We start from the raw sequence: 10,458 nt of genomic DNA on the forward strand, positions 1-10,458 counted from the left end.
TCCGAATCCTCTGACGCCGTCTCTGAAGGAGCGAGCGACGATGCCCGAGCTGAGGTCCCGCACAGTCACCCACGGCCGCAACATGGCGGGCGCCCGCGCCCTTATGCGGGCCTCCGGTGTACCGGGTGCGGACATCGGCCGCAAGCCGATCATCGCGGTCGCCAACAGCTTCACCGAGTTCGTGCCGGGCCACACCCACCTCCAGCCGGTCGGCCGGATCGTCAGCGAGGCGATCGTCGAGGCCGGCGGCATCCCGCGCGAGTTCAACACCATCGCGGTGGACGACGGCATCGCCATGGGCCACGGCGGCATGCTGTACAGCCTCCCCTCCCGAGACCTCATCGCGGACTCGGTCGAATACATGGTCGAGGCCCACTGTGCCGACGCCCTGATCTGCATCTCCAACTGCGACAAGATCACCCCGGGCATGCTGAACGCGGCCCTGCGCCTCAACATCCCCACGGTCTTCGTCTCCGGCGGCCCGATGGAGTCCGGCCGCGCCACCCTGGTCGACGGCACGGTCCGCACGCTGGACCTGGTCGACGCGATCTCCGACGCCGTGAACGACAAGATCTCGGACGAGGACATCCTCCGCATCGAGGAGAACGCCTGTCCGACCTGTGGCAGCTGCTCCGGCATGTTCACCGCCAACTCGATGAACTGCCTCACCGAGGCCATCGGCCTCTCCCTGCCGGGCAACGGCTCGGTCCTGGCCACGCACACCGCGCGCAAGCAGCTCTACGTCGACGCGGCGAACACGGTCATGGACATCACCCGCCGCTACTACGAGCAGGACGACGACACCGTCCTGCCGCGCAATGTCGCCACCTTCGCGGCCTTCGAGAACGCGATGGCCCTCGACATCGCCATGGGCGGTTCGACCAACACGATCCTGCACCTGCTGGCCGCGGCCCAGGAGGCGGACGTCCCCTTCGGCCTCGCCGAGATCGACGCGGTCTCCCGCCGCGTCCCCTGCCTCGCCAAGGTCGCCCCGAACGTCGCCAAGGACCGCACGTACTACATGGAGGACGTGCACCGCGCCGGCGGCATCCCCGCCCTCCTCGGCGAACTGCACCGCGGCGGCCTGCTCAACGAGGACGTGCACTCGGTCCACAGCCCGACCCTGGCCGACTGGCTGAAGACCTGGGACGTGCGCGGCGGCTCCCCGTCCCCCGAGGCCCTCGAGCTGTGGCACGCGGCCCCCGGCTGCGTCCGCTCCGCCGAGGCCTTCTCCCAGTCCGAGCGCTGGGAGGCCCTCGACGAGGACGCCGAGGGCGGCTGCATCCGCTCGGTGGAGCACGCGTACTCCAAGGACGGCGGCCTCGCGGTCCTCAAGGGCAACCTCGCGGTCGACGGCTGCGTCGTGAAGACGGCCGGCGTCGACGAGTCGATCTGGACCTTCGAGGGCCCGGCGGTCGTCTGCGAGTCGCAGGAGGAGGCCGTCGAGAAGATCCTGCTGAAACAGATCACGGAGGGCGACGTCGTCGTCATCCGCTACGAGGGCCCCAAGGGCGGCCCCGGCATGCAGGAGATGCTCTACCCGACCTCGTACCTGAAGGGCCGCGGCCTCGGCAAGGCCTGCGCCCTGATCACCGACGGCCGCTTCTCCGGAGGCACCTCCGGCCTGTCCATCGGGCACGCCTCGCCGGAAGCGGCCGGCGGCGGCACCATCGCCCTCGTCGAGGACGGTGACCGCATCCGCATCGACATCCCGAACCGCACCATCGAGCTCCTCGTCGACGACGCCGAACTGGGCCGCCGCGAGAAGGCGCTGAACGGCGTCTACGCCCCGAAGAACCGCGACCGCAAGGTCTCCGCCGCCCTGCGCGCCTACGCCGCGATGGCGACCAGCGCGGACAAGGGCGCCGTCCGGGACGTGTCGAAGCTCGGCTGAGCACTCTCTCGAAGGGGCCGTCTCAAGGGAGGCGGCCCCTTCCCGTATCCGCTACCAGGCGGACGGATCCCGCCCGTCCACGGCGAAGACGGTGCCGTCCGGAGCACCGGTGTAGACACGGCCGTCCACGACCACGGGCGTTGGCAGCGTGGCCGGAACCCGGTCCGACTGGCCGCTCAGCCGTGGCGAGGTCTGCCCGACGAGCTTCCCGCGCCGCGCGTCGACGGCGAGCAGCCGGCCGTCCGGCGTGGTGACGTACACATACCGATCACCCGCGACGGGCACGGATCCCCGGGCCACACCGGTCTGCAGGCTCCACAGCTGCTTGCGCGCCTTCAGATCGACAGCGACCAGCCCCCCGCCCTCCGCCATCAGCTGGACGACGTCCCCGCGCACACTGCCCTGAACCCCCTGCAGCGGGATACGCAACGGCACACGCTCGCTCTTCCGCCCCTCCGGGCTGTACCGGACCACGGCCCGCGCCTCCCCGCGCACGGCATCGACGGAGACGAACACGACCGCCCCGTCCTCACTCCCGATCGGCTCCAACGCCCCTTCCAGCCGCGCGTCCCACCGCACCTCGCCCGTGCCCGGATCCACCGCCGTGACCGTCGTACCGGCCCCATCACCGGACAGGGTTGCCGCGTACGCCAGCGGATCACCCGGGAACGACACGAAGTACGGCACGTCCTGCCCCGGAATCCGCTGACTCCACTTCACGTCCCCGGAGGCACTGTCCACACCGGTCACCGTGCCGTCGGCCGCGGTGAGCAGCACCATGCCTCCCACCTCCCGCACCCCGCCGGACATGGACATGTTCTGCCGCCGCACCACATCACCCGAGTCGGGATCGAGCAGCGTCAGCCGCTGCCCGTGGCCGAGCCCGGCCAGCACCAAGCCCCCCGACACGACCGGAGCCCCACTCGGCGGCCCGTCGGCGGCGACCCCCTCCAGTGAGTACTTCCACAGCAGACGCCCGTCGCCCGGATCCAGCGCGAAGACCAGCCCGCTCTGCGCGCAGAGCAACTTCCCGGCCGCGTCGGAACACAGAGGAGTGCCCGTCCTGGACAACGGCGCAGCCGCCCACGCCGTGAAGGCGGCAGCCGTGGTCCGCGGTGCGCTGACCGCGGGCGCCGGGGCGGGACCACCCCCGAGCAGGGGCACCGCCGCCAGCGCGCCGACGACGACCAGCCCCAGGGCACCGGCCCCGAGAGCGGCCCGCTTCCCAAGGCGCAGCCTGGACCGGCGCGGAGCCTCGACCGCCGGCGGCTCATCCGCCCTCGGCGTCTCCTCCACGCGCTGCGCCGGTATGAACACCTGCGTGTCGTACGAGGCCGCCACCGACCGCAGTTCCCGCGTCAACTCGTCGGGCGAGGGCCGGTCCTCGGGCTCCTTGGCGAGACACCGCAGCACGAGCGGCGCCAGCTGTTCCGGTACGCCGGCCAACTCAGGCTCATCGTGCACGACCTGGTAGGCGACGACGTAGGGACTGTCGGAGTCGAACGGCCCCCGCCCGGTAGCCGCGTGCACCATCACGGATCCGAGCGCGAAGACATCGGCGGCGGGTCCCACTTCCCTGGGCCGGCGGAACTGCTCGGGCGCCATGAAGGGCGGCGTCCCGATCAGCTTCCCGGTCTCGGTCCGCAACTCGCTGTCCTTTGGCCGGGAAATGCCGAAGTCGATGACCTTCGGCCCGTCCTCGGCGAGCAGGACATTGCTCGGCTTCAGATCCCGGTGCACGACCCCGACCCGATGGATGTCGCGCAGCGCCTCGGCGAGCCCGGCCATCAGCCGCCGCAACTGGGCCGGAGCCAAGGGCCCGTTCCGCTTCACCTCCTGGGCCAGCGTCGGACCAGGAATGAACAGCGTGGCCATCCAGGGCCGCCCGGCCTCGGGATCGGCATCGACAACGGGCGCGGTAAACGCCCCGCTGACCCGCCGAGCGGCAGCCACCTCCTGCCGGAAACGCCCCCTGAACTCGGGGTCCTCGGCGAACTGCGCGTGCACGACCTTTACGGCCACCTTCATCCCGGAGGTGCTCCGGGCCAGATGCACGACACCCATGCCGCCCGAGCCCAGACACTCCTCGAGCCGGTAGTGACCGGCGAATTCAGGAAGTTCCGCTTCCGGGCCCGCTCCGGCGTTTCCCTGCGCCGCCATGGAACCACCCCCGTGCTGTTCGTCCGCGCGCGCGACGCACGGAGCCTAGTCGATGACTCGTACGAGACAGAGGCGGCTTGCTAGCCTCCGCTGGCGAATCATGCACAAGTGTTTGATGGCGTGATTCAGGGGAATCAACGGGACCCCATGGCTGCCATGGGGTCAACGGGGGAGGTTTTTCATGTCTGTAGAGCCTGTCGAACAGGTCAAGCACAGTACCGGCATGCCGGTGGTCACCACACTGGCCGCCGCGGCCACGTACTACTCCATCGCACCTGGAGTCCGTCTCAACGTCCGCAGCGGCCCCGGCACCGGCTACCCGATCGTCAAGACCCTGTCGGAAGGCGCCCGGGTCGCCATCCACTGCCAGACACCCGGCACCCGCGTGACGGGCCCGTACGGCACGACCAGCATCTGGGACAACATCGCGAGCGGCCAGTACATCTCGGACGCCTACGTGAACACAGGCAGCGACGGCTACATCCGCCCCCGCTGCTCCTGACCGCACCACCCGCCCGCGTGCGGCCCGCCCCCACTGCGGGCCGCCCGCGGCCGGGGCGGATAGCGGGAGCCGAACGCTCCCGCACCCGCGTACGGCGAGAAGGGACGTGTCGGGGGGTGTCCGCCCGCAGCGGTTGTCGCGTCAACGAACAGTCAGTCGGCATGGCACCCCATCGCGACGTTCCGAGGACGGACACCCCCCGGCGCGGCCCCGACCCACCACCCGGCGAGATGGCGCTACGCGCACCCCCACCAAAGGGCCACAGGCCGCCGCAGGCACCCCACAGCCAAGCGCGATAATCGCCCCGTGAGCGCAGAAAACGGCACCCCGCCCCCGGGCCCGACCCCCGACCCCATCCGCTTCTTCGGCACGACCTGGCTGAACCACGACAACGGCTACACCCCGCGCCGCATCGCCGTAGCCGTCGGCTCACTGGCCACCGCAGCCGCGGCCTGCCTGGTCCTCCGCCTCGCCTACCAGGGCCTCCAGATCGCCGCGATCGGCAGCTTCGTCTCGCTCCTCATGATCGTGATGTTCGCGATCTGCAGCGCGATGGCCTTCCGCCACACCTGGGACGGCTTTACCCGCCGCCCCGACCCCGACCGCCAGGCATCCCTCCGCGGCCTCCTGACCATCGGCTTCGTCGGCTCCCTCCTCGCGTACTTCTTCCGCTCCCTCACCGAGGCCCCCGGCGAGAAGCTCCACCGCGAGGAGTACGAGGCAGCCCGCAAGCGGTACGAGAAGAGCACCACCCGCCGCTCGGGCAACCCGTCGAAGAAGCGCCGATAACCCACCGCCTCTCACCGAAATCTCACCGCACCCCACCCCCACCCCCCGCCACCATGGCCGTATGACCACACCACCCTCCGCCCACCACCCCACCCCCGGAGCCGACACCACCACAGAACGCCCGACCACAGAACGCCCGACCACAGAACGCCCCACCACAGCACCCCACCCCACCCGAACCGCCCGAGCCCACTCCTTCAACACCGCCGCAGCCCAGTACGCGGCCAACCGCCCCTCCTACCCCCCAGCCCTCTTCGACGCGATAGAAGACCTGGCCGGCCACCCCCTCCCCGGCTCCCGCGTCGCAGACATCGGCGCAGGCACCGGCATAGCCACCGCCCTCCTCAGCGCCCGAGGCGCGGACGTCATCGCGGTGGAACCCGGCGACGGCATGGCAGCGCAATTCCGCCGCACCCTCCCCGCCGTCCCGATCATCCGCGGCACCGGCGACGACCTCCCCCTGGCCACCGCCTCCCTCGACTTCGTCACCTACGCCCAGGCCTGGCACTGGACCGACCCCGCCCGAGCCGTCCCGGAGGCCCTCCGCGTCCTGCGCCCCGGCGGCGCACTCGCCCTCTGGTGGAACACCGACGCCCTCGACGTGCCCTGGATCGCCGAGGCAGCCGCCCGCACCGGGCGCCACTTCGGCATCGACATCTCCGCCGAGAAGCGGAACGTCAACGCTCGAGCCGCCGACCCCACCGGCCGCCTCGACTTCACCCGCCGCACGGTCCGCTGGAGCCGCAGCGTCCCGGTCGACACCCACCTCGCCAACCTCGCCAGCCACTCGGTCTTCCTGGTCCACGGCGAGGAACACACCGCGTCCTTCCTCGCCGCCGAACGCGAGCACCTGCTCAGGGCCTTCCCGGACGGCTCCGTCGAGGAGGTCTACGAGGTCGTCCTCCTCCTCGCCAAGGCCCCGGCCTGACTCCTGCTTGACGCACCCCACAGCCGGGAGCATTATTCATCGCATGATGAATAATGCTCCCGGCCCATCGCGCTCCGGCGTGACCACGACCCCGGACCCCCCGGCCGTACACGCCGAGAACCTCACCGTCACCCGTGGCCCCCGCACCGTCCTGCGATCCCTGGCCTTCACCGTCCCCCGCGGCCAGATCACCGGCCTGCTCGGCCCCTCCGGCTGCGGCAAGTCGACCCTGATGCGCTCCATCGTCGGCACCCAGGCCAAGGTCACCGGCACTCTCGACGTCCTCGGCCACCCCGCCGGCCACCCCACCCTGCGCACCCGCATCGGCTACGTCACCCAGGCCCCGTCGGTCTACGACGACCTGACCGTCCGCCAGAACCTCGACTACTTCGCCGCGATCCTCGACCCCGGCCGATCCGCCGCCGACCGCCGCCACGACAACGTCACCCGAGCCATCGCCGACGTCGACCTCACCACCCACACCGACGCCCTGGCCGGCAACCTCTCCGGCGGCCAGCGCAACCGTGTCTCCCTGGCCGTCGCCCTCCTCGGCACCCCCGAACTCCTGGTCCTCGACGAACCGACGGTCGGCCTCGACCCGGTCCTGCGCCGCGACCTCTGGAGCCTCTTCCACGACATCGCGGCAAGCCGCGGCGCGACCCTCCTCGTCTCCTCCCACGTCATGGACGAGGCCGAACGCTGCCACCGCCTCCTCCTCATGCGCGAAGGCGAGCTCCTCGCAGACGACACCCCCGACGCCCTGCGCACCGCCACCGGCGCCGAGACGGTCGAGCAGGCCTTCCTGCACCTGGTGGACGAAGCGAAGGCGGCAGCCCGCACGAAGGAGACGACACGATGACCACCCCCCGCACCACGACCGTCACCCCCACCCCACCGAACACCCCACCGAACGCCTCACCGAAAGCCCTGAGCGCGGCCCGCACCACCGCCACCACCACCCGAGTCCTGCGCCAGCTCACCCACGACCCGCGCACCATCGCGCTCCTGATCCTCATCCCCTGCGTGATGCTGCTCCTGCTCCGCTACGTCTTCGACGGCAACCCCCGCACCTTCGACAGCATCGGCGCGTCCCTCCTCGGGATCTTCCCGCTGATCACGATGTTCCTGGTGACCTCCATCGCCACCCTGCGCGAACGCACCTCGGGCACCCTCGAACGCCTCCTCGCCATGCCCCTCGGCAAAGGCGACCTGATCGCCGGCTACGCCCTCGCCTTCGGCACCCTCGCGATCATCCAGTCCGCCCTGGCCACGGGCCTCGCGGTCTGGTTCCTCGGCCTCGACGTCACCGGCAGCCCCTGGCTCCTCCTCCTGGTGGCCCTCCTCGACGCCCTCCTCGGCACGGCCCTGGGCCTCTTCGTCTCGGCCTTCGCGGCCTCGGAATTCCAGGCGGTCCAGTTCATGCCGGCGGTGATCTTCCCCCAGCTCCTCCTCTGCGGCCTCTTCACGCCCCGCGACACCATGCACCCGGCCCTGGAGACCATCTCCGACGTCCTGCCCATGTCCTACGCGGTGGACGGCATGAACGAGGTCCTCCACCACACCGACATGACGGCCACCTTCGTACGCGACGTCCTGATCGTGGCGGGCTGCGCACTCCTGGTCCTGACCCTGGGCGCGGCGACCCTGCGACGCAGGACGGCGTGAGCCGGGCCGGCCGACATCCCGCCCACCGGACACCCGAGCCACCCCGCCCTCCCCGATGCGACGATGGAAACCGGACGACGCACCCCCGGAGGCACCCCGCGCCATGACCCAGAAAGTCGCAGTCCTCGGCACCGGCAAGATCGGCGAAGCCCTGCTCAGCGGAATGATCCGCGCCGGCTGGAACCCGGCCGACCTCCTGGTCACCGCCCGCCGCCAGGAACGAGCCGAAGAACTCCGCACCCGCTACGGCGTCACCCCGGTCACCAACCCGGAAGCCGCGAAGACCGCCGACACCCTGATCCTCACGGTCAAACCGCAGGACATGGGCACGCTCCTCGACGAACTCGCCCCGCACGTGCCCGCCGACCGCCTGGTCATCAGCGGCGCGGCCGGCATCCCCACGGCGTACTTCGAGGAGCGCCTCGCCACCGGCACCCCGGTCGTCCGCGTCATGACGAACACCCCGGCCCTGGTCGACGAGGCGATGTCCGTCATCTCCGCCGGCACCCACGCCACCGCCGACCACCTCGCCCACACCGAGGAGATCTTCGGCGGCGTCGGCAAGACGCTCCGCGTCCCCGAGTCCCAGCAGGACGCCTGCACCGCCCTCTCCGGCTCCGGCCCGGCCTACTTCTTCTACCTGGTCGAAGCCATGACCGACGCCGGCATCCTCCTCGGCCTGCCCCGCGACAAGGCCCACGACCTGATCGTCCAGTCCGCCATCGGCGCCGCGACGATGCTCCGCGACAGCGGCGAGCACCCGGTCAAGCTCCGCGAGAACGTCACGTCCCCCGCCGGCACGACGATCAACGCCATCCGCGAACTCGAGAACCACGGTGTACGAGCCGCCCTCATCGCCGCCCTCGAAGCCGCCCGCGACCGCAGCCGCGCCCTGGCCTCCGGCAACAACAGCTGAGCACCCGGGGGGCGGGCCGATCGCCCGCCCCCCGCCGCACCTCACACGGTCAGCACAGCACCGGCCTCAGCCACCTCCGACACGGCAGGCAGCAACCCGATCGCGCCATAGGCGGCATCCACAGTCGGCCGAGCCATCCCCCGCGCCCGCTCCGCCCCGTCCCGCAGCACGCGTTCCACATACCCGGGATCCCTGCACAACTCCTTGTGCCGCTCCTGCACCGGCCGAAGTACCTCGACCACAGCCTCGGCGGTGTCCTTCTTCAGAGCCCCGTACGACTGATACGCCCCGGCCAGCTCCTCCGGACTCCCACCCGAGCACGCGGCGAGAATCTCCAGCAGATTGGCGAGCCCCGGCCGGGCCTCCGGGTCGTACACGACCTCCCGGCCGCTGTCGGTCACCGCCCGCATGACCTTCTTGCGCACCACGTCCGGCTCGTCCAGCAGATAGACGATCCCCGGCCCGACGTCGTCGCTCTTGCCCATCTTCGACATCGGGTCCTGCAGATTCATCACCCGAGCCGCGACGTCGGGACGCGTGGCCCGAGGCACCACGAACGTATGCCCGTACCTCTGGTTGAACCGCACGGCGACATCCCGCGCCAGCTCCACGTGCTGCCGCTGATCGTCCCCGACCGGCACCTCATCGGCCCCGTAGGCCAGGATGTCCGCCGCCATCAGCACCGGGTAGGTCAGCAGCGACAGCCGCACACTCCCACCCCGCCGCTGCTCCCGCGCGGCCTTCTCCTTGTACTGGATCATCCGCCGCATCTCACCGTCGGTGGCCACGCACTCCAGCACGTACGACAGCCGAGCGTGCTCGTCCACATGACTCTGCACGAACACCGTGCAGACCTCGGGATCCAGCCCGGACGCCAGCAGCAATGTCGCCGCTTGCCGACTCAGCCGGCGCACTCGCGCCGGATCATGGTCCACGGTCAAGGCATGCAGATCGACGACGCAGAACAAGGCATCGGCCTCGTGCTGGTCGACGGCAGCCCACCGCCGCATGGCTCCCAGGTAGTTCCCCAGCGTCAGATGCCCCGTCGGCTTGACCCCGCTGAAGACCCGTGTCATCTCTCCTCCACCTCCTGGCCGGGACCGCCGCCCCGAGCGGCCGCCCCTCAGTGGTTCCGGAGGGAGAAACAACAACGGCCGCCGAAGCGGCGGCCGTTGAATGCATACGTGAGAACGGCCGCCGTCAGGCGGCCCACCAGAGCTGGGTACACGTACGCGTCGTCATGCACCCCAGGCTACGCCTCCGGAGTGCCACCCGCCCCTGAGTTGACACACCCAACCCCCATACGTAGTGTTCTCCGAGTTGCCCGACGTGAGCGCCGACTCCGGTCGGTCCCCGGGCAGCCACTCCGGAAGTACCAACCACTCTTCGACGCGCAGTACTCCTGACGTCGTTCCATTGGTATGCGTATTCACGGAATGAGGAATCCCCGTTCGAAAGGACGCGGCCCCCGATTGGCTCGGGAGCCAGGGAATCCGCTAATGTCTCACTCGTCGGAACGGCCCAACAGCCGCAAAGACAAACCCCACTGACTGGGGATCAGGCCCGAAAGGATCTGATAGAGTCGGAACCGCCGGAAAGGGAAA

General features: G+C 70.4%; 9 protein-coding genes. 7 read left to right on the forward strand and 2 right to left on the reverse strand.

The window, feature by feature from the left end:
* Nucleotides 1-40 precede the first annotated feature (40 nt).
* Nucleotides 41-1,894, forward strand: a complete 1,854-nt coding sequence (gene ilvD / locus AC07DF_RS15840; protein ID WP_478970918.1) for a dihydroxy-acid dehydratase — start codon at nucleotides 41-43, stop codon at nucleotides 1,892-1,894.
* Between the two features lie 51 nt (nucleotides 1,895-1,945).
* Here ilvD and AC07DF_RS15845 read toward each other — a convergent pair whose 3' ends face one another.
* Nucleotides 1,946-4,054: a protein kinase domain-containing protein gene (locus AC07DF_RS15845; protein WP_478970920.1), complete on the reverse strand. Its 2,109-nt coding sequence runs from the start codon at nucleotides 4,052-4,054 to the stop codon at nucleotides 1,946-1,948.
* A gap of 181 nt (nucleotides 4,055-4,235) precedes the next feature.
* On the opposite strand from AC07DF_RS15845, the gene AC07DF_RS15850 reads away from it, so the two are divergent.
* The 6 genes from AC07DF_RS15850 (at nucleotide 4,236) to proC (ending at nucleotide 8,854) form a co-directional block, all read left to right on the forward strand.
* Entirely contained in the window at nucleotides 4,236-4,556 is a 321-nt protein-coding gene (locus AC07DF_RS15850) for an SH3 domain-containing protein (RefSeq protein WP_478970922.1), read from the forward strand.
* Nucleotides 4,557-4,862: 306 nt separating this feature from the next.
* Nucleotides 4,863-5,345 (forward strand): EamA/RhaT family transporter, encoded by a 483-nt coding sequence (locus AC07DF_RS15855; RefSeq protein ID WP_478970924.1) that lies wholly within the window; start codon nucleotides 4,863-4,865, stop codon nucleotides 5,343-5,345.
* 61 nt (nucleotides 5,346-5,406) lie between these two features.
* Nucleotides 5,407-6,273, forward strand: a complete 867-nt coding sequence (locus tag AC07DF_RS15860) for a class I SAM-dependent methyltransferase (RefSeq protein ID WP_478970926.1) — start codon at nucleotides 5,407-5,409, stop codon at nucleotides 6,271-6,273.
* Nucleotides 6,274-6,316: 43 nt separating this feature from the next.
* Entirely contained in the window at nucleotides 6,317-7,132 is an 816-nt protein-coding gene (locus AC07DF_RS15865) for an ABC transporter ATP-binding protein (RefSeq protein WP_478970928.1), read from the forward strand.
* Complete coding sequence (locus AC07DF_RS15870) at nucleotides 7,129-7,938, forward strand: ABC transporter permease (RefSeq protein ID WP_478970930.1); 810 nt, start codon at nucleotides 7,129-7,131, stop codon at nucleotides 7,936-7,938. Before AC07DF_RS15865 ends, AC07DF_RS15870 begins: the two co-directional genes overlap by 4 nt.
* Nucleotides 7,939-8,041: 103 nt before the next feature.
* Nucleotides 8,042-8,854: a pyrroline-5-carboxylate reductase gene (gene proC, locus AC07DF_RS15875; protein WP_478970932.1), complete on the forward strand. Its 813-nt coding sequence runs from the start codon at nucleotides 8,042-8,044 to the stop codon at nucleotides 8,852-8,854.
* Nucleotides 8,855-8,895: 41 nt separating this feature from the next.
* Here proC and trpS read toward each other — a convergent pair whose 3' ends face one another.
* Nucleotides 8,896-9,930, reverse strand: coding sequence for a tryptophan--tRNA ligase (trpS, locus tag AC07DF_RS15880; RefSeq protein ID WP_478970934.1), 1,035 nt, complete (start codon nucleotides 9,928-9,930; stop codon nucleotides 8,896-8,898).
* Nucleotides 9,931-10,458 lie beyond the last annotated feature (528 nt).

Source organism: Streptomyces sp. NPDC044719, assembly GCF_056433405.1.

Bases quoted from the DNA above. Each gene is read 5' to 3' on its own strand.
- AC07DF_RS15850 (WP_478970922.1), top strand. From the start codon at position 4,236: ATGTCTGTAGAGCCTGTCGAACAGGTCAAGCACAGTACCGGCATGCCG.
- trpS (WP_478970934.1), bottom strand. From the start codon at position 9,930: ATGACACGGGTCTTCAGCGGGGTCAAGCCGACGGGGCATCTGACGCTG.
- AC07DF_RS15870 (WP_478970930.1), top strand. From the start codon at position 7,129: ATGACCACCCCCCGCACCACGACCGTCACCCCCACCCCACCGAACACC.
- AC07DF_RS15860 (WP_478970926.1), top strand. From the start codon at position 5,407: ATGACCACACCACCCTCCGCCCACCACCCCACCCCCGGAGCCGACACC.
- AC07DF_RS15865 (WP_478970928.1), top strand. From the start codon at position 6,317: ATGATGAATAATGCTCCCGGCCCATCGCGCTCCGGCGTGACCACGACC.
- AC07DF_RS15845 (WP_478970920.1), bottom strand. From the start codon at position 4,054: ATGGCGGCGCAGGGAAACGCCGGAGCGGGCCCGGAAGCGGAACTTCCT.
- ilvD (WP_478970918.1), top strand. From the start codon at position 41: ATGCCCGAGCTGAGGTCCCGCACAGTCACCCACGGCCGCAACATGGCG.
- proC (WP_478970932.1), top strand. From the start codon at position 8,042: ATGACCCAGAAAGTCGCAGTCCTCGGCACCGGCAAGATCGGCGAAGCC.